Source organism: Providencia sp. wls1916 (assembly GCF_009706585.1).
Lineage (GTDB): Bacteria > Pseudomonadota > Gammaproteobacteria > Enterobacterales > Enterobacteriaceae > Providencia > Providencia lanzhouensis.
The window spans coordinates 631799-651919 of the sequence record NZ_WLUL01000009.1; the positions used below are offsets into that span (position 1 = coordinate 631799).

Genomic DNA, 20121 nt, shown 5'->3' on the forward strand with positions numbered 1-20121 from the left:
CCATCGATAGGACATCACCTATGCCTTTATTAACTGCCTTGCGCACCGCTTGCTTTACTGGAAATCCGCTTGCTGCTAACCAGCTTGTTGAGCAACAAGTGGCACTATGGGAGCGCTGGCTACTGCCCATTACAGCTGAAAATCCAATGGGGGATGACCCCGGTTATGACGATGACTTCGAACGCATGAAAGAAGAAGTCAACAAACTCTCTGGGTCAGACACTGAATTAATTTGTGCTCTTGCCGAGAACCTCCTGACCAACGTCTGCAAAGATGCGCGAGTTATCACTTACTATATTTGGGCGCGTTTGCATCGCGAAGGGGAAACAGGGTTAGCCGATGGGCTCGGTCTACTCACAGGATTACTACATCGCTACCATGACAGCCTACTACCTTCGCGCCCAAATAGCCGAAAAGCCGCCATCGAATGGCTGGCGGGTCAACGTGTCATCGACAGCTTATCCCTCTACCCTGAGGTGGATAGCAACGAATTTTCCCGCATTGTGGCACTACTTAGCGCGATCGTGGATGAGTTTAATACGTGGGATGAAGCAAGCCGCCCTAACCTTGCCCCCCTCTTACGAGCTTTAGAAAATCGGCTCGCCCAATCCGGTGGGGCTGATAGCGTCATCCCGCAAAATATCAAAGCGTCGGAAAATGTCGCGACAAAGCAAACGGCCTCGGGGATCAGCCCTATCGCCCCCATACAATCAGGTCGTGAGCTGCTCGACCAAGCCAAAGTGCTTGCCAATTATTTGCGTAATCAACCCAACGGCTGGCTGTCGGGTCACCGGCTGATGAAATCTGTCCGTTGGGATACCCTGCACCAATCGCCACCACAGAACCAGCATGGTTGCACACGTTTAGCCCCACCGCGCTCGGATGCGAAAGCCCAATTAAAACGTTTATATCTGCAACAAAACTGGTTGGAGCTCACCGAACAAGCCGACCGCCTATTTGCTGAAGGCGTTAACCATTTTTGGTTAGATGTTCAATGGTACCTACACCAAGCGCTCAGTAAATCTCCCGCGCCTTGGAACGGTTGGGCAGACGTTATTGCCTCGGATTTAAAACAATTTTTATTGCGCCTACCCGGGTTAGAAAATCTCGCATGGGAAGATGGCACCCCCTTTGCTGATGAAGTGACCCTCGCGTGGATCAAACAACAGATTCTGGAAGATAACATTCAGTCTCTGCACTCTATGCCAGTTCAAGGCGCGGATGATGATGATAACGGCTCGATATTTGCCTTAGAGCAAGAAGCATTAACGCAAGCCGATACCGAAGGGGTAGAAGCCGCCTTAGCATGGTTAATGTCTCGCCCGAATATTCAGACCACCCGCCAAAAATGGCTATTGCAATTGGTAATGGCAAGAGTGGCAGAGCAGTTTGCCCGTCATGATTTGGCGCTGAACTTATTGCGTGAATTAGACAATCGCGCTGAACACATGCAACTGGCTGATTGGGAACCGCATTCCCTGTTTGAAGTCAAAGCCCGCCAATTACAACTTCTGCGCGGTAAAGCGCAACGTAACACACCGGATAAGGCCGAGTTACATCACCAAATGTCTGAGTTATTGGCTCAATTGACTCGCTTAGATCCTGTCCGAGCGCTAGTACTCTACCCTTAAATTAATCAGTGAGAGTGATACGAATGGATGATTTAACCCTTCGCTATTATGATGCAGAAATGCGCTATCTACGCGAAGCTGCGAAAGAGTTCGCCCAAGCTCATCCCGACCGGGCGGCACTATTAGATTTAGATAAAGCCGGCATTCCCGACCCTTTTGTTGAGCGACTATTTGAAGGTTTTGCCTTTTCGATGGGGCAGCTGCGCCAGAAAATTGATGATGATTTACCGGAATTAACGGAAGGATTGGTCAGCCTACTTTGGCCTCATTATTTACAAACCATCCCTTCCCTGTCCGTGGTTGAACTCGCACCGGATATTCACGATATGAAATTATCGTCGGTGATCCCCGCCAATTTTGAAGTACTTTCACGCCCGATTGGCGAGAAGAAAACCGTTTGTCGTTACCGCACCACGCGGGATTTAACACTGAACCCTATTGCGCTATCCACAGTGAATTTAACCACTGAGCCTGATGGACGTTCCGTGATCCGATTACGCTTCGATTGTGCAAAACTTGTCGATTGGAAACAGAGCCCACTTGGGACCATTTCCTTTTATTTGGCGGGTGACGTTCCAACCACTTACGCCCTGCATCTGGCTCTCACTAAACATGTCGCGGCGACCTATATCCGTTTACCGTCATCCCCTGACCGCGTTCGTTTGCCGCTGTGGTTTTCCCCTGGGGGATTTGCTGAAGAAGATCAATTGTGGCCCAAAGGAGATAGTACCTTTAGTGGCTACCAGTTGTTGCTGGAGTATTTTTCTTTTCGAGAAAAGTTTTTCTTCGTCAACTTAAACGGGCTTGAAGAGATTCAATTGCCCGAAGGATTAAGCCACTTTGAGCTAGAAATTGTGCTCGATACCCTGTGGGATAGCGACACTCCATTAAGTCACGATAACCTAAAATTGCACAGCGTGCCGGTGATCAACTTATTCAATATTGAAGCTGATCCACTCACTGTTAACGGGTTAGAAAGTGAATATTTACTGCGCCCTCGCCGTCTACAAGATGGACACACCGAAATTTATGCTGTCGATACCGTTCATGGTACAAGGCGAGGTGAACACATTCACTATGTCCCATTTAGCAGCTTTCGCCATCGAGGTGGCATGTTGCGCCGCAATGCACCAGAACACTACTACCACACTCGCGTTAAGCGCGGTGTCAGCGGGTTACATGATACATGGCTGATTTTAGGGGGAGAACGCGAACAGCCGACCGCTGCCCTTGAAAGTGAAACCTTATCTTTGCAATTAACTGGCACTAACGGGCAACTTCCACGCAAAGCGCTGCAAAGTACATTGCTCGACAGGACCGAAGAAACCCTACAAACCCAATTGCAGGTTCGCAATTTATGCAAGCCAACCCTGCCTTGCTATCCCCCAGCAGAAGACCGATTTCATTGGCGCGTTCTCAGCCACCTTGGCGCCAGCTTCCTCAATATGATGGACAACGTAGAGGTATTGCGCGGCACATTGGCACTCTATGACTGGCGAGAGGATGATTTAAACAGCCGCAAACTCGATGCCATGATCCACGTTGAACAGCACCTTATTGAGCGTTTCGAAAAAGGCTTTTTACAGCGCGGTATTGCCATCGATATCACTCTTGATAGCAACGGATTTAACGGTGAAGGGGATATTCATCTCTTTGGTGAAATGCTCAACCGCTTTTTCGCACTGTATACCGACGTGCATCTATTTAACCAATTGACTCTCCATATTTTACCAACAGGAAATAACCTCACATGGACAGAGAACCATCCTCAGTAAATCAGCTTTTTGATGCACTAGGGGAGCGTCTACCACTGGTTAACTTCTATCGGTTTTGCCAACTGCTAGAACAGAGTAATAAACAGCGCCCGCCACTTGGTAGCACCCAAGACCCGAAAACAGATGTTATCCGGTTTCGTCCCCATCGTGGGATGGGTTTTCCTGTCACCGAAATTAAAGGCATCGACATTGAAGACCGCTACCGAGATAGCAACACACCCAGTATTCGAACTACCTTTTTAGGGTTATATGGTGTCACATCACCGTTACCCACCGCCTACCTCGATGACATCGCACAACAGCGGGAAGGAACCGAATCGCTCACGGACTTCTTGGATATTTTTAACCATCGGCTCACGACGCAGTTTTACCGTATTTGGCGAAAATATTCCTATCCAGCAACTTTTTCCGCAGGTGGCGAAGATGAAACATCCCAGTATTTGTATGGGTTAATTGGCTTGGGGATCCCCGGCACTGCTCAACATGTGCAAGCGCCTTTATCCCGCTTTCTCGCCTTACTGGGCACGTTACGTTTTCCAACCCGCACCGCAGAAGGCGTTGTGTCACTCGTAAAATTACTCGCGCCTGACACTCATGTGAAAATCAAACCCCATGACCCGCGGCGTATCGAGCAAACAACTCAAACAGGGCTGTCGTGCAAAACCCCAATGACCTTAACCAATAAGCCCGTTTTAGGTCAGTATTCTACCGATGTAAACAGCCAAATTTTGATTACCTTACGGACAGATAACTTTGATGAAGCCCGCAATTGGCTGCCTGACGGACAGCTGTATCAAGATTTAATGGCGCTATTGCATGTTTACCTAGGGTCAAGAGTCAATGCCCGTCTTTGTCTTAAATTACCCAGAAAGTTGCTCCCTAACGCAACGTTAAGCTCGCAATCTCACCAAGGTGTTCAGCTGGGACGGACCGCCGCGATGGGCACATTGGCGCCTAATGTCGCTCTCCGCGAACACATTATTACCTTAAATCTGGGGCGCTATCAGCGATTATCGGCAACATCACACTCTACGCCGCCCTCACATTACGCTAATTATCGATTCTGATTCCGGGACTCTCCTATGAAACACATCCCTTTATTGCCATTTTGCGGCAAAACATTGGTGCTTCTGACTGCATTAAACCTCACTGGATGCGGGCTCACTCAAATGGTCAGCGATGGCACTCGCAGTGCAGCAAGCGCGATATTTTATAAGCAAGTGAAAGTCGTCCATCTTGATTTCGTGGCACGTGAAGCGCTCAATACCGATGATACAGGCGCATCGCTGTCCACCATCATTCGTGTATATCAATTGAAAGATACTGAAAGCTTTGATGAGAGTGACTACGCATCGTTATTTGCCAAAGATAGCCAAGTACTAAAATCCTCTCTCGTGGTACAAAAAGATTTACGCATTCGCCCGGGTGAGTCGATTTCCCTTGATATGCCCCTTGAAGACGGCGCTGAATTTGTTGCCATCGCCGTGATGTTCCATCACCCAGACCTTATCACCGATGACTGGCGCGTAGTGATCCCCAAAAAGCGGTTACTACCGGATGACCCACGCTTACTCACCCTTGCTGATAACTCCATGACCTTAAAACCACTTGGAGAAAAATAGCATGTCCCAGCCTTCATTATATGAAATGTTGACGGGGTATTTTGCGGGAGGATTGGATATTGATACTATCCCAGAACATGACCAAGTGATGGTTTCTGTGATGGACAATATTCGCCGCATTCTCAACGCCAGAGCGGGCAGTATCGAGCACCTTCCCGACTACGGGCTACCAGATATGAGTAAAATGATCCAAGGTCTCCCCGGCACTGCTCACAATATGATGACCATTTTATCGGCAACGTTACTCAAGTATGAGCCCCGCATCAAATCACTCTCTTTAGTGTTATTACCGCAAAACAGCTTTGGGGCACTCCATTACGCCCTTGAGGTTGAATTACATGAGCAAGGTTTGATCCGTTATGGCACTGAATTTATGCCGGATGGGCGCATTCTCGTACACCATCTAAAAAAACAATTCGATACGATTTAAACTGACGACTGCGTGAGAAGACTATGAACCCAGATTTAAACACATTGCGCCTTGGTGGCGACCCGCGCACGCTGGCTGATTTTGCCGCGCTCAAAGAAGAATTAAATAAACGCTTTCACCCCGCCCGCCCAGATGTAGACTGGGCGCGCGCTCATGGGCTATGTTTGTCCTTATTCAACCAAAACGGCGCTGATTTACAAACTTGCGCATGGTTTACCTTGATCCGCCAGCATCAAAATAGCATCGCGGGATTAAACGAAGGCTTATCTTTACTTCAACATTTACTGAGCCGCCACTGGCAAGGATTATGGCCACAACAGACCCATGCCCGGGTTGAGATCCTCGCTACGCTGAGCCAACAACTCATGACAGGGTTACGCGCCCATGCACCTGTTTATGCAGACCTGCCAGCTCTGTATCAGACTGAAGCGACGCTAAACCAAATTGGACAGTTGCTACAAACATTAGAGCTCAAACACCTCACTCAGCTGGAACGACTGCAAAACTTGCTCACCACTCAAGCCAAGCAGCTCGAAAATACCGATGTTCCCGACAGTGGTTTTATTCCACCAACGCCGCTGCAATTGCCAAAAACTGCGCCATCGTCATTTCATGCCCGTACCGCAGCAACGCCAATTTCCATCAAGGCCAATGCCACTATCAGCACACCAACACCGACCAAGCCTTCTTACCGCAAAGGCATTTGTGTGGGTATGGCTTTCGGTATTGTGCTCACAGGCGCGCTGTGTGCAGGAACTTTGTATGTGTTACACCCACAAATCAATAACCACGTTTTAGCGCAAGCGCTACCCCAATTACCTGACTTTACGCCGAATATTGCCTCAATTCTTGAGCAACAATTGCAGCCTAATGCCGCACAACCGAATAGTTTTTCTCCTGAAAAACTCAAGATAATCGATAACTACCTCGTGGAATTAGAGTCCGTCTCCCCAATTTGGTCTCAGCAGTATGGATTAAACATGGTGAGTTACCTCACTAAACAATATGGTGACCGGCAAGAAGTCAGCGCATTTAACGATAAATGGCAGCAAAATATGCAAATTAATGCGCTATCTAACGATAAATTACAACAGTGGTCTGAAGGGATGGCAGAGTTAAATAATCTCAGTACGCGCTTAGACAGTCTTGATGGTAAACCTCGCAGCTATATCACGGGGTCTGAATTAAAAACCATTATTTTCAATGCCCGCCAGCATTTTAATCAAAGCGTTCCGTTAGAAGAAGAATTGCGTCGTCTTGAGCAACTTCAAACCCAAGGCTCCGTCCCTGAGTCTGAATACCAACGGATTGATAACCATTTTAAACAGCTACTCAATCGCTATGCGTTGATTCAGCAAAATAAATAATTCTTCATCTCTCAATTAAGCCAGCATGCTCAATTAAAAGGACACGCAATGAGCCAAGATGAACAAAGCGAAAATATTCAGCATTGTTTTGCTGAATTTGATGACAATAAATGTGCAGTTTGGAAAGACTTACAGCGGAAGCACCAATCTGAAAATGCCAAAGCGAATTGTTATCTCCCATCAACTAAAGTGGTTCCCGTTATTTTTCTACCCGGCATTATGGGGTCTAACTTAAAACATAAAGATACGGGAGACTCTGTCTGGCGGATACGCAGTAATATGGCGTTAATGCTATGGGATGCGTTGGGTTGGGGATTGACTGGCGGAAAACGTCGTCGTGAATTGCTAGATCCTAATGCCGTTGTAACGGATTTTGGTCAAAAAGTGGGTAATGATGATAACGAATCAACCTATTTTGCCAGTTCACGTCAAAAACGAGGTTGGGGCAGCGCATTAGAGTTCTCTTACTTTGAACCCTTAGAGCAATTACAAAAAGAATTACTGGTTTGGGAGCAGTATTACAATAAAGCGAAAGATCAGGGATGCGCGACGGCAGATGAAGCTGAGGAGTATTTCTCTCAACACTCTATTTTTAAAAATATTCTAGAGAAACCACTTTCGCCAGAGGATACTAACCTGCTTTCATATGGTGAAACGGGGAAATACCGTAGCTTACTGCTTCCACTTCATGTTTTTGGTTATAACTGGTTACAAGACAACGCTCAGTCCGCACAAGATCTCGCCAAATACATTGATGAGGTTTTAAATTTATACCGTCCTAAACAGAATGGCGGGATTGGGCATGGACTCGCCTTTGAAGAAGGGCAGGAGAAAGTCATTCTTGTGACCCATTCGATGGGAGGCTTAGTATCACGTTACGCTTCCGAATTATTAGCAACACCCTGCAAAGATAAAATTCTTGGTATCGTGCATGGTGTGATGCCCGATTTAGGTTCGCCAACCGCCTATAAGATGATGAAAATCGGGGAACATGCGTTTCCGATGTCACTTGTTTTGGGGGCCAGTGCCACACGGCTTATGTCTGTTTTAGCGCAATCCCCTGCACCGTTACAACTTTTACCTTCTCCGAAATATAACCATGGTCAACCGTGGATGCGGGTTGAAAAAGGCAGTCCTGATGGGGTAACTGATTTATTGTTGCCGCAAAAAGGTGATCCATTTAAGGAAATCTATCTTCAAGATAAAGTTTGGTGGCGAATGTATGAGTCTGATATTTTGGATAAAAAAGAGGATAAAATTACTACTAACTTTATAAATTATAAAATGTTAATGATAAAACAAGTAATACCATTCATGGAAAAAATGAATTCTCATTATCATGCCAATACTTACCAATTTTACGGGGCGTATGACGATAAAAATGACACTACGCTGGCTAAAGATCCTCGCCGTTCAGATGAAACGGTGACCTGGAAATTACGGGATAAAACGTCGTGGTTATGGGTATCTGACGATAGTCGAGAGACAACGGAATATGGTGATAAACGGGAGTATACATTACTTAAATCGAGCTATGCGTGGAAAAGCCCCAATGGAAATTATGAAGGAGGTGCGGGAGATGGTACGGTGCCTAAATACGCTATCAATCTACAGGAATCGTGGCGATTTAAAGACATTTTAGAAACGAATGTTGACCATCAGAATGCCTATAAATTTGAGCCCATGAAGGGGGATGGTATTTATGGTGAGGGTAAATTATCACCAGCGATAAAATTCACCTTACGCTCCTTATGCAAAATATTGCAAACGGGTGAGGTTAAACCATGATAAGAAATAAATTTATTGCTTTTTTAAGCTTGGTCTTATTGGGGGCTTTAGTTGCGTGTTCCGTGCCCAATAAAACCTATTCCCGCTCACTTAATGAAAAGGATTCTGCTGTGATTAATACTCTGTTTGATGATGCACCGACCTACTGTTTAGGTCGCTACACCTTTAATTACCCAAAAGCGTTAACCCAAGAGCTTTCCTCGGTCATCACCATCGATGATATGACGATTGAAAGTCAATTTATGTATCCCCCTTCATTTAAACAACGTATTGAATTACGAGAAGACGAATTAAAAAAACAGCGAGTGAGTGAGGAGCGGGATGGACCCTTTTTGAAAGATATTGTGCGATTAGAAAAGGGGGTAATTTTTGATAAAAATGAAAGCTATGCTTACCCTGGATTTGCCAGAGAGCTAGAAGCTCATGTGTATATTGATAATGTAGCGTTTATTATAAAAACTAAGTTCCATGATCTGACATCAGATAAGTATGCTAAAGAAAGATCATATTTTACAGGTGATTATCCTATTACAGATAAGTCTCAAAAACTAGCAGCGATGCAATCCTTAATTTCTCGCTTACAAGGGCGACCAAAGAATGAAATTCCGACCGATAAAGGGATTTGTATTCCTTATGGCTTTATTCACGATGATGGACGTGACCACAAATTTAAATTGTCCATGCTCTTTAAAAACAATCAATTTGCATGGGCAATTGTGATAGATAATTTATTGGGAAGTGAAGATGACAGTTTGCTTGAACGCTCATCTGAAATTAAACCGATTATGCGGCAATTAGGGGCTTCTACCTTGAAAAAAGGCCCAGTGAAATACAATACGATTGCTGGTGAAGAGTGGTTAATTTCCGGTGAAGAAGACGGAGATAAAAAATACCGTTTTCAATACAATGCCAATGAGAAAAATGTCACTTATTTACAACCTTTAGTGCTTATTTTACTTCATAACTCCGGAATATTGACAGTGAAAGATTACACCGATGCGCAAATGGTTGAAATCTGGGATCGGGTTTTACAGTCATTTAAACTTCGTCCTAACGCGTATTAAGATTTAATGCAATGACAGATTATCCCCTGTCATTGCGCTTTCTATTCCTGTCATTATCATCAGACACCGCATAGTAATTGGAAAGAAGAAACGCCCCTTCCACTTCCATTTGTCCAGACACTTGGCCGCCAGAAATGACGAAAACATCCACAACTAAAAATGTGTCATCTGTTGTATAATAAAAATAGGCTTTATACTTAACTATCATGGCACTAAACATCAGCAGTAGAAAGGTCTGCGACCTTTTCACACAATTCATTTGCATATAACGGCGCTGAAAAGCACAGCAGCAAGCATAAATAGAACTGTTTCATTTCATTCCTTGAAACGCAGTGATTAGTGCATCCTTTTTACCAATGGTATACTCAATTTAATTTAGGAAAAACACCCGATTATTAAATTCAAGGAATACCCCATGCTTCGCTGTGCTGCTCGTATCACCCACCAGCTACGTCATGCATTTCATTCTCGACCGCGCTTTTTGGTCTCGCTCATTGTTGCTTTCATCACTTTCTTCGCTTTATTTCAAACACAAAGTCTGATTATTAACTTAATTATCAGTTGGAACGCATTTGCGTGGTGTTATTTGTTGTTTCTGTTCCAGAGAATTATTAGCCACAATGTGAAAGACATTCGTAAGCTGACAAAAATCGAAGACGAAAGCGCGAGCATGGTAATATTTTTCTTGATGTCAGGCTGCTGCGTCAGTTTATTAGCCTTATTTTTTGCCTTGGGCGGACACAGTGATATCCCGAAAGCCGATAAAATTTACTCTTATATTTTAACTGCCTCGACATTGATATCCTCTTGGCTGCTCTTACCTACGGGCTTTACCATGCACTATGCCCATCTCTATTACGGCAATAGTGAAAATGAAAAACCGTGGCTAATTTTCCCCGATAAAATCACCCAACCCAGCTATTCGGATTTTATGTATTTCTCATTCACCATTGCCGTCGCCTCACAAACGGCAGATGTAGAAGTAGCCTCAACCCCTATGCGTCGCGCAGTATTGCTCCAATCCGTTATTTCATTTGTCTTTAATATGGCCATTTTAGGGTTGTGTATTAATATTTCTGCCAGCTTCTTTTAAAGGTTATCGGATTAACTTGTCGAAATAAAAAGAGTTAGCCTGCTATCACAATAAAAAAATATTCAATGCAGGATATTGACAATATCCCCATATAGATCTAAAAATACTGTATATTAATACAGTCTTTAGTAGAGGCTATTATGTTACGCATCGAAGTGTTATTTGATAAGAATTCACCGCAAAAACCAAGTGGCTTGGTTTTACAAGCTTTAGAGTCTGAGATTTTACGCAAACTACAGTCACAGTACCCTGATATGGTCACTCGAGTGGGCTTTAGCTCTCAGCAGGCGATTAATATTTCAGGAACGAAGATTGCGGATGATAAATTACGCATTGAAGAGATCTTAGAAGAAATTTGGATGGATGACGGCTGGCTACCTGAAGCAAATACCGATGACTAGATGATTAGCAGAGAAATGGAAGGGTAATATCCATCTTCCATTTCTTAATTCATTATTCTTTGAAGTTAATCTGAGTCACTTTCAATCTATTTCTGCCTATCGTTTATACGCTTCTGTGTATAAAAACCGATAGCACCACAATTCACTATTCCGCCATTATCGAAAGAGTATTAATAAAGTTTCTGACGAAGATACGATTTAAACTCATTCACCGGATTACGTTTCGTTTTACTCACTTCAAGTATTCGAGCCTCTACTAAGCAAGTTTTCGCATCAGTGCATCGCTGAACTTCATTTAATTTCGTCGGATTCAACGCCAATTGTGGTTTATTGAAACTCGCCCCCATAAATACCATGGCAAAAAAAATAATCCCGATAAATAGAGGCACTTCAATATACGCTTTTTTCATGATGAATGCTCTTGTTATGGTTGTTGAGGGTATATTAGTGCTTTTGCATTTTAGTACCTTAATATTTGGTTAAACCAACCTTAAGGGATGCTTAAGGGGATAAATATCCTAGTTGCTGGGTGAGCGGAGTCTGCTTATACTCCGCAACAGAGGTAATAAATATGAATATTTTATTGGTAGAAGATGATCTTCAGCTCGGCAAAGCGTTATGTCGTGGACTGGAATTAGCCGGATTTAATCCTTGCTGGGTCAGATTATTATCTGATGCTAAGCAGCAATTACAGGCACGCAATTTTGATGTCATGCTTTTAGACTTGGGATTACCTGATGGTGATGGTCAAGAGGAATTAATTGCATGGCGCCAATCTGGAGAATCAATACCGATTATTATTCTTACCGCCCGTAATAAAATGGATAATTTAGTGGCGAGCTTAGATTCTGGTGCCGATGATTTCTTAACAAAACCCCTTGAAATGCCAGAGTTGATTTCTCGCGTAAAGGCTATTAGCCGCCGTATGGCTGGGTTTTCATCTGAAATTTGGCAATTAGATAATCTGCAATTAAATCCATTAAACCATCAAGTCACCTTGGATGGTCAATTATTATTACTCTCCGGTAAAGAATATCTGTTGCTATACGAGTTAATTAAAAATGCCGACAATGTCGTGCGAAAAACAGATTTAGAGCAACGTTTATTTGGCTTGGATGATGTGGAAAGTAACTCCCTTGAAGTCCATATTCATAATTTACGCCGCAAAATTGGTAAAGACAGAATTATTACTATCCGTGGCATCGGTTATTTACTAAAAAAAGAAGCGCAATCTGGTGAAGATTAAATCCTTTCTGGTCTACACATTTGGTATTCAGATTGGCGCAGTCATCTTTTTATGGCTGCTGCTAGTCGGTTGGTTACAATTTTTTTATCTACCTGATTTGGTCGATGATGATGAATTTAACCAACAACAGCAAATCGTCACACAAGGGATTGCGCGTACATTAGGTACAGTATCAGATACCCCAGAATATTTTGATAAGCTCGCGGTTATTCTGCAAAAAATGTATACCGATGCCATGGAAAACGGCATTGAAACTAGCTATAAACCGTATATGGTTGTGCGGGATAATCTGGGACATGTGCTATATCGCAATAGTGAAAAGATTTCAGACCCATCACTAAAATCAGTCGATATGCTAACTGCCCAACATAAAGATTGGCATTTCACTTCTGCATGGGATGATGATCATACCCTCGAAGTTGTGATTGCAGAATCGTATCTTGAGCGACGAAAGTTAATTGGTAATCCAGCCGAAGGCACTGCCATTCCTCTCGCCTTTATTTTGGGCATAATGTTAATCGCTATTTTGATCACTGCCTATTTTAGTATTCGCCCCATTAAACAAGTCGCTAAAATTATTTCATCGCGTCAACCGGGAAATTTAACGCCGATTGATACCAAAGATATGTATAAAGAAACTCGCCCTATTATTTCCGCGATTAACCAATTAATGGCACGAGTCGATGCCGCGAATTTACGCGAAAAACGTTTTATGGCAGATGCGGCTCATGAATTGCGGACTCCGATTGCAGCGGTAACAGCACAATTGCATGTGTTAATGCATATCGATAATCCAAAAGAAAAAGCCGAGATTATTAATGATATGAAAGAGACATTAACGCGCGCCGCCTCTTTATCTCATCAATTAATTGATCTCGCACGTTTGGAAGCGGAAGATTTTGCCATTCGTAAAGAGCAAATTGATTTACCTATGTTAATCAGTAATCTCATTTCATCCCATATTCCTTATGCTCTCAATAAACATATTGATGTGGAATTATCCAGTCCAGATTCTTTTTATGTCGAAACTGATAAGCTGGCACTGAGTAATGTGTTCACTAATTTAATCGAAAATGCGATTAAATATTCTCCTGAAAAAGCCAAAATAAAAGTGACACTGGTCGATCTCACCCCTTTTGGTGCCACCATTACGGTTCAAGATAATGGACGCGGTATTCCGGAAGAGAGCCGAGCACATCTATTTTCTCGCTTTTACCGTGTACCCGGAACATTAGAAACAGGAAGCGGTTTAGGATTATCTATTGCCCATAATCTGGCATCGAAAATAGGTGCAACATTAAAAGTCACTGATGGATTAGAGAATAAAGGTATTGGATTTATTATTGATTTGCCTTAATTAAGGCGGCAGTCGAGAATAATACCATTATTTAAAATAATGTTATTCAGTTAACATCCCTAGTGCATAATAAACATTACAATCCCCTTTTACGTTAAATTACTTAGCCATAAAAAGGGGCAATAATGTCACAGGCGCTAATCATCATTGATCTTATTAACGATATTGTGGGTAAAAATGGTTTATCCAATAGCAGTTATTCCCAAGTCAATTCCCGCAATATTATTGAAAAGGCGAATCAAGCCGCTAATTACGCAAGAAGTCAGCGTATTCCTGTTATTTGGGTCAAAGTTGGCTTTAGCGATAATTATCAAGATATCCCCGCTGGCTCCCCACTTTTTTCACAAGCTAAACAGAGAGGCGCATTAAAATTAAGTGGCTACGGCTGCCATTGGGTGGAAGATTTGGTCGTTCATATGCAAGACAGAGTGATCATTAAGAAAGGCGTTTCTGCATTTGCAGGCAATAAACTCCACCAATGGCTTAACGATAATAATATTACTCAGCTCTATTTCGGTGGAGTCAGTTCGGTGATGGCAATCCAAAGTAGCGTAAGACAAGCCCATGATTTAGGTTATTTTTGCCATGTCCTCGAAGATGTGTGTGCCGCTGCAACCATTGAACTACACGAACAAAGCATGCAGGCACTGGCAGGTCTAGCCACCATTTCATCCAGCAAAACCTTTATGCAAGGTAATTAGCCGGCATGATGAGTAAGCTGTAAACAATAATTTACAAGGTTCGACCTAAAAATTAGTTTAATATTTAAAATATCTTTTGGCTGATTATTGACTTTGATCAATAAAAAACTAGAATGCTCCTACGTGATCAAGATCACACATTAACATTCGGAGCGAACATGAAAAGCATCAAAGAATTTTTCGTTAACCTGCAAGAAGTTGTTGAATTACTGTCCAAGCGTTTTATGTAATTTGCTTTAAACTTTGGTTAGTTAAACCATAGTCAATCAAACCTTTCATTTACCTCATTCAAGTATTTGCAAATTTTTGCTAACGGCCTTTTTTAAGGCCGTTTTTTTATTCAAATACGTTCTCAATAATTTCAGCAACCACTGCCGTGCCAATCGCTACCAAAATAAGATCTTTACCACTCATTTTCCATTCATAGCCCGCATAAACAGGCAACTGATGGATAAACTTTGATGGTAGAACCTTTTTAGCTATCCCCGGAGGTAACGGTTTTCCTCTTCTTACTTGCTTTGCAATTCCTGGTGGTAGCCCTTTGTAGCCCGTAAGACCGTACTCAATGGCTAAAGGTCGAACATTCCCAAAATTCAAGCTAAAACTAATATTAGGTGAAATACGCAACGTTCCTTGAATGCCTGAATTATCACCGTTCCATTGCTTCGCTTTATAATGGTCATCATCTTTATTTTTATGGCCGTTGTTGCCTTTAAATTCTTTATTATTATGTTTGTTACCGTTTCCATGCCCGTTGTTACCACTTGGGTCAGAAAACGCAAGTGGTGATGTCCCCATGAATGCTAAAAGAACAATCAGTGGTAGACAGCTATTTTTCGTAGGCTTTTTCATCAGTATTTCCTCATAAACATGATCGTTTGAGAGTATTCCTCAAAGTATAGAGCATCAATCAGAATAACCGCCATTTTCCGTAATCTTATGTAAATATTCGGTATATTTCACAAACTTAAGTCCTATTTGCTTATACTGGGTCGTCATTTATGGATAACGTAATAAAGGAGAATTTATGCAGCAGCAACTGCTCGACTGGGCTCGCCAGTTTAATCAAGACTATGCCACCCTCGCCTCTCTCTTAATGGTTCTTGGGCTGATACTGATTGTCGCCCTGATTTTGCATCTTTTTCTGCACAAAATTTTGCTTCCCACGATTGAAAAAAGAGGATTAAAAGCGGGTTCCGGTTGGCAACATCAACTCACCCAATATAATCTGTTCAATCGAATTGCCTTTATTATTCAAGGTATTGTTGTCAACATTCAATCCACCTTATGGCTATCTTCGGGCTCAACGACACAAATGGTATTGAATGTCGCTTCCCAAGCATGGTGCTTACTGTTTGGCTTACTGACGATTTATTCCATTTTGGATATCACGCTGGGCGTATTACAACGTGCGGCAAAAACAGCTCATCTCCCGCTACGTGGAATTTTCCAAAGCATTAAGCTTATCGCCACCGTTTTGATTTCGATTATGATCATCGCGCTACTGATTGGTAAATCTCCGTTGATTATCCTCAGTGGGTTAGGGGCGATGACCGCCGTCATGATGTTGGTGTTTAAAGACCCGATTATGGGCTTAGTCGCTGGTATTCAGCTCTCTGCAAATAACATGGTCAACATTGGTGATTGGCTGGAAATGCCTAAATACGGTGCTGATGGTGCGGTAATTGATATTGGATTGACCACAGTTAAGGTTCGAAATTGGGATAATACCGTCACCACTATTCCAACTTATGCACTGATTTCCGATTCATTTAAAAACTGGAAAGGCATGACTGAATCAGGCGGGCGCCGTATCAAGCGCAGCCTACGTATCGATGCCAATAGTATTCATTTTTTGAAACCTGAAGAAGTTAGCAACTTTGAAAAAGCCAACTTATTAGAGCCTTACATCGGGAAAAAAGTCTCTGAGATCCAGGTCTACAACTCTGCTTTACCAGAGGATAAAGCGACGCCACTCAACCAGCGACGCCTCACTAATATCGGGACATTTCGCGCCTATATTGAAGCGTATCTACGCGCTCACCCGCAGATCCATAAAAATATGACCATCATGGTTCGCCAATTAGAGTCAGACTCAAACGGTATCCCAATTGAGATTTACGCGTTTACCAACACGACAGTGTGGTTAGAATACGAACGCATCCAATCGGATATTTTTGACCATATTTTTTCCATTCTGCCGCAGTTCAATTTATCTGTGCATCAATCACCTACCGGTAATGATGTTCGATTCTTAGGTCATTCAACAAATAAATAACTCATCATAGGTAACTTATAAATACTACTTAATGATTAGCAAACATGGCCAGCCTACCTAGAGGGGGAAACCCCTCTTATACTCACAGATCCCACCCTACCATTATATAATTCTCAATATAACGATTGATAATAAAAACAGAACAAAAATGGCATCTATGACAAGAAAACTCCTTATAAATTAAATAAATAAAAATATTTCCCTTGGTTTTTTCAAGGATATTGTTGATGCATATCATGTTAGTGAGTGGGTATTTTTTCTAACATATTGAACATACCTAATACGTTATTTACATATAGGCAATGTCAATGCATAAAAATAAAACAAATACTCATTTCGCAGAACTGAGCAGGAGGGAGTTTCTTCAGACCTCCGCAACCGTAGCGGGTGCAGCCGCCGTTGCAGGCTCAATCACTCTGCCTTTTGCTGCTCAAGCAAAAACACCAACCATCATGCCTGACGAAGTCAGTGAGAAAATCAGCTACAGCGCTTGTTTAGTTAACTGCGGTAGTCGCTGCCCTCTAAAAGTTCATGTGAAAGATGGCGTTATCAGCCGTATTTCCAATGAAACCATGTATGACGATTCAACACTGGGAGAACATCAGATTCGCCCTTGTCTGCGTGGTCGTTCAGTTCGCTGGAAAACCTATAATCCAGACCGTTTAAAATACCCAATGGTGCGTGTGGGTAAACGTGGTGAAGGTAAGTTCAAAAAAATTAGCTGGGATGAAGCTACCACTATCATTGCAGAAAAACTGAAATACACCATCGATAAATACGGCAACGATGCCATTTATTACCAATATGGTTCTGGTTCAACGGGTGCCAACTTGCACGGTCGTGCGGCCTGTAAACGTCTTTTAAGTCTAACGGGTGGATTTTTAGGTGACTACGGAACTTATTCCTACGCACAGCTAATGGAGATCACGCCATATGTTTACGGCAGTGTGGAAGAATCTTATTTAACGGAAATCCAAAACTCCGATCTCGTGGTGATGTTCGGTCATAACTTGGCTGAAACCCGTATGTCCGGTGGTGGTCAGTTCTATGAAACACTCAATGCCCTCGATAAGAGCAAAGCAAAAGTCATCATTATCGACCCACGCCGTACCGATAGCGTCACAACATTAGGCGCAGAATGGATCCCTATTTATCCAGGTACTGACGCCGCGTTAGTGGCAGCCCTGGGTTATGTGATGATCCAAGAAGGCTTAACCGACGAAGAATTCCTGAAAAATTACTGTGTAGGCTGGGATGAATCAACCCTGCCAGCTTCAGCACCACGTAATGCCTCTTACAAAGATTACATCTTAGGCAATGGTCCTGATGGGATTGCAAAAACCCCTGAGTGGGCGAGCAAATTAACGGGTATTTCGGTTTCACGAATCATTCAGTTAGCCCGTGAAATTGGTAACGCTCAACGTGCTTGGATCTCACAAGGCTGGGGCTTACAACGTACTGAAAATGGTGAGCAAGCCTGTCGCTCTATCATGATGCTGCCTATTATGTCTGGCAATATCGGTCGTTCTGGGACTAACACCGGTTTATGGGGTAACAGTTTCGCCTATCCAGTGGCTGGATTTGGCTTGCCAAACCCTGTGAAAGCGTTGATCCCTACTTATATGTGGTCAGAAGCGATTGTGCGCGGTAAAGAATTAACCGCAGAAAATGGCGGGATCAAAGGCGTTGATAAGCTGAATAATGACATCAAATTTATGTGGTGTTATTCCAGTAACGTCATCGGAAACCAGCATGGTGACTTGAATAAGACCCATGAAATTCTGTCTGATGAATCAAAATGTGAGTTTATCCTTGTTTGGGATAACCACGATACCCCATCGGCAAAATATGCGGACTTACTACTGCCAGATGTGACCACCGTCGAAACAAACGACCTGATCAATAACTCCTATGCAAGTGGGGCTTATCACTACCTAGTTCGTCTACAAAACGCCATTGAACCACTGTGGGAAAACCGTCCAAACTACGATGTATTAGTCGAAATCGCAGAGAAAATGGGCGTAAAAGATCAATTCACTGAAGGTCGTACCTACGCAGAATGGATTGAGTTTTGCTACAACAAAACCCGTGAAAAAATGCCTCATTTGCCCGAATTTAGTGAAACTGATGGCGCGGGGATCATCGACCGTAAGTTCCTTAATAGTGCTGAAAACGTGGCACTGAAAAGCTTCCGTGATGACCCAGTGAATAATCCACTGAAAACACCATCGGGCAAAATTGAAATTTACTCCGAAAAACTGGCTGAACGCGTGAAAAACTGGGAACTTCCAGAAGGTCAGCGTATTCCAGCTATTCCTGAATATTGTGTGAATAGAGAAGGTGTTGAAGCGCAATCTGCACAGAAAAAACACTCTTTATTAATGACAGGCTTCCACGATAAGGGTCATGTTCACTCAACCTATTACAACGTGGCTATGCTGCGTGAGGCTATTCCTCATCAATTCTGGTTAAACCCAATTGATGCACAAGAACGTGGCTTGAAGAACGGCGATTTAGCTGAAATCTTCAATGATCGCGGACGTATTCAGATTAAAGTCAAAGTGACTGAGCGCGTCTTACCGGGTGTGATTGCGGTTCCTCAAGGTGCATGGCGCACATTGAATACCGAAGGTTTAGATGTTGGTGGTTGTATCAACACCCTAACCTCCCATGTCCCTTCTCCACTGGCGAAAGGCACACCACAACATACTAACCTTGTTGAAGTCAAACGCGCTTAAGGAGTTAATTGATGAAACAGTATGGCTTTTATTTTGACTCCACAAAATGCACTGGCTGTAAAACCTGTCAGGTAAGTTGTAAGGACGAAAAAGATTTAGATTTAGGTCCTAAATTCCGCCGTGTGTATGAATTCGGTGGCGGTAGCTGGCAGAAACAAGACGGTATTTGGCAACAAAACGTCTATAGCTACTACCTGTCTATTTCGTGTAACCACTGCTCGAATCCAACTTGTGTAGAAGGTTGCCCAACTGGTGCAATGCACAAACGCAGTGAAGATGGCTTAGTGGTTGTTGACCAGTCTATCTGCGTAGGCTGTCGTTACTGTGAACTGCGCTGCCCATACGGTGCGCCACAGTTTGACGAAAAGAAAAAACTGATGAGCAAATGCGATGGCTGTTATGAACGTGTCGCAAAAGGAATGAAGCCGGTTTGTGTAGAGTCTTGCCCGCAGCGCGCTTTAGATTTCGATGACATTACCGTTTTACGTGAGTTACACGGTACGGAGTGCGGCATTGCACCGATGCCAGATCCAAGCCTGACTAACCCGAATATCGTCATCAAGCCACACAAAGATGCTAAGCCATCAGGTGATAAAAGTGGCGAATTGAAAAACCCTGCGGAGGTCTAAT

At 43.2% G+C, this 20121-nt stretch carries 18 protein-coding genes; 16 read left to right on the forward strand and 2 right to left on the reverse strand.

Annotation, left to right across the window (positions count from 1 at the left end; translation table 11 throughout):
- Window positions 1-20: 20 nt before the first annotated feature.
- From tssA to GKR61_RS06230, 10 genes are all read left to right on the forward strand, one after another.
- A complete protein-coding gene (gene tssA, locus GKR61_RS06185) occupies window positions 21-1631 on the forward strand; it encodes a type VI secretion system protein TssA (protein WP_036952963.1) in 1611 nt (536 codons plus the stop codon).
- A gap of 23 nt (window positions 1632-1654) precedes the next feature.
- Complete coding sequence (gene tssF / locus GKR61_RS06190; protein ID WP_154639644.1) at window positions 1655-3406, forward strand: type VI secretion system baseplate subunit TssF; 1752 nt, start codon at window positions 1655-1657, stop codon at window positions 3404-3406.
- Entirely contained in the window at window positions 3382-4473 is a 1092-nt protein-coding gene (gene tssG / locus GKR61_RS06195) for a type VI secretion system baseplate subunit TssG (RefSeq protein ID WP_154599437.1), read from the forward strand. Before tssF ends, tssG begins: the two co-directional genes overlap by 25 nt.
- 15 nt (window positions 4474-4488) lie before the next feature.
- Entirely contained in the window at window positions 4489-5028 is a 540-nt protein-coding gene (tssJ, locus tag GKR61_RS06200) for a type VI secretion system lipoprotein TssJ (RefSeq protein ID WP_154599436.1), read from the forward strand.
- A gap of 1 nt (window position 5029) precedes the next feature.
- The gene (gene tssE, locus GKR61_RS06205) at window positions 5030-5458 is read left to right on the forward strand and encodes a type VI secretion system baseplate subunit TssE (RefSeq protein ID WP_154599435.1); all 429 of its coding nucleotides are present in this window, start codon (window positions 5030-5032) and stop codon (window positions 5456-5458) included.
- A gap of 23 nt (window positions 5459-5481) precedes the next feature.
- The gene (locus tag GKR61_RS06210; RefSeq protein WP_154599434.1) at window positions 5482-6825 is read left to right on the forward strand and encodes a VasL domain-containing protein; all 1344 of its coding nucleotides are present in this window, start codon (window positions 5482-5484) and stop codon (window positions 6823-6825) included.
- Window positions 6826-6873: 48 nt separating this feature from the next.
- Window positions 6874-8613 (forward strand): lipase family alpha/beta hydrolase, encoded by a 1740-nt coding sequence (locus GKR61_RS17930; RefSeq protein ID WP_154599433.1) that lies wholly within the window; start codon window positions 6874-6876, stop codon window positions 8611-8613.
- Window positions 8610-9677 (forward strand): T6SS immunity protein Tli4 family protein, encoded by a 1068-nt coding sequence (locus GKR61_RS06220; protein ID WP_154599432.1) that lies wholly within the window; start codon window positions 8610-8612, stop codon window positions 9675-9677. Before GKR61_RS17930 ends, GKR61_RS06220 begins: the two co-directional genes overlap by 4 nt.
- Before the next feature lie 415 nt (window positions 9678-10092).
- Window positions 10093-10770 (forward strand): DUF1345 domain-containing protein, encoded by a 678-nt coding sequence (locus GKR61_RS06225; RefSeq protein WP_036952946.1) that lies wholly within the window; start codon window positions 10093-10095, stop codon window positions 10768-10770.
- Window positions 10771-10910: 140 nt separating this feature from the next.
- Window positions 10911-11171 carry a DinI-like family protein gene (locus tag GKR61_RS06230; protein ID WP_036952942.1) on the forward strand — a complete coding sequence of 87 codons (261 nt, stop codon included), beginning with the start codon at window positions 10911-10913 and terminating at the stop codon, window positions 11169-11171.
- Between the two features lie 170 nt (window positions 11172-11341).
- Here the strand turns inward: GKR61_RS06230 and GKR61_RS06235 are convergent, their stop codons facing one another.
- The gene (locus GKR61_RS06235) at window positions 11342-11581 is read right to left on the reverse strand and encodes a hypothetical protein (RefSeq protein ID WP_036952939.1); all 240 of its coding nucleotides are present in this window, start codon (window positions 11579-11581) and stop codon (window positions 11342-11344) included.
- A gap of 161 nt (window positions 11582-11742) precedes the next feature.
- Between GKR61_RS06235 and GKR61_RS06240 the strand changes: the two genes are divergently transcribed.
- From GKR61_RS06240 to GKR61_RS06250, 3 genes are all read left to right on the forward strand, one after another.
- A complete protein-coding gene (locus GKR61_RS06240) occupies window positions 11743-12417 on the forward strand; it encodes a response regulator (RefSeq protein ID WP_154639645.1) in 675 nt (224 codons plus the stop codon).
- Window positions 12407-13774, forward strand: a complete 1368-nt coding sequence (locus GKR61_RS06245) for a sensor histidine kinase (RefSeq protein ID WP_036952933.1) — start codon at window positions 12407-12409, stop codon at window positions 13772-13774. The genes GKR61_RS06240 and GKR61_RS06245 overlap by 11 nt, the downstream gene beginning before the upstream one ends.
- A gap of 125 nt (window positions 13775-13899) precedes the next feature.
- Window positions 13900-14475, forward strand: a complete 576-nt coding sequence (locus GKR61_RS06250; RefSeq protein ID WP_108477916.1) for a cysteine hydrolase family protein — start codon at window positions 13900-13902, stop codon at window positions 14473-14475.
- A 336-nt stretch (window positions 14476-14811) separates the two neighbouring features.
- Here GKR61_RS06250 and GKR61_RS06255 read toward each other — a convergent pair whose 3' ends face one another.
- Window positions 14812-15327, reverse strand: a complete 516-nt coding sequence (locus GKR61_RS06255) for an anti-virulence regulator CigR family protein (RefSeq protein WP_036952927.1) — start codon at window positions 15325-15327, stop codon at window positions 14812-14814.
- Window positions 15328-15502: 175 nt separating this feature from the next.
- On the opposite strand from GKR61_RS06255, the gene GKR61_RS06260 reads away from it, so the two are divergent.
- The 3 genes from GKR61_RS06260 to GKR61_RS06270 all read left to right on the forward strand — a co-directional run bounded on the left by GKR61_RS06260 (window position 15503) and on the right by GKR61_RS06270 (window position 20120).
- Entirely contained in the window at window positions 15503-16753 is a 1251-nt protein-coding gene (locus GKR61_RS06260) for a mechanosensitive ion channel family protein (RefSeq protein ID WP_036952924.1), read from the forward strand.
- Window positions 16754-17061: 308 nt separating this feature from the next.
- A complete protein-coding gene (locus GKR61_RS06265; RefSeq protein ID WP_132495376.1) occupies window positions 17062-19491 on the forward strand; it encodes a DMSO/selenate family reductase complex A subunit in 2430 nt (809 codons plus the stop codon).
- A gap of 11 nt (window positions 19492-19502) precedes the next feature.
- Complete coding sequence (locus GKR61_RS06270; RefSeq protein ID WP_036952921.1) at window positions 19503-20120, forward strand: DMSO/selenate family reductase complex B subunit; 618 nt, start codon at window positions 19503-19505, stop codon at window positions 20118-20120.
- Window position 20121 lies beyond the last annotated feature (1 nt).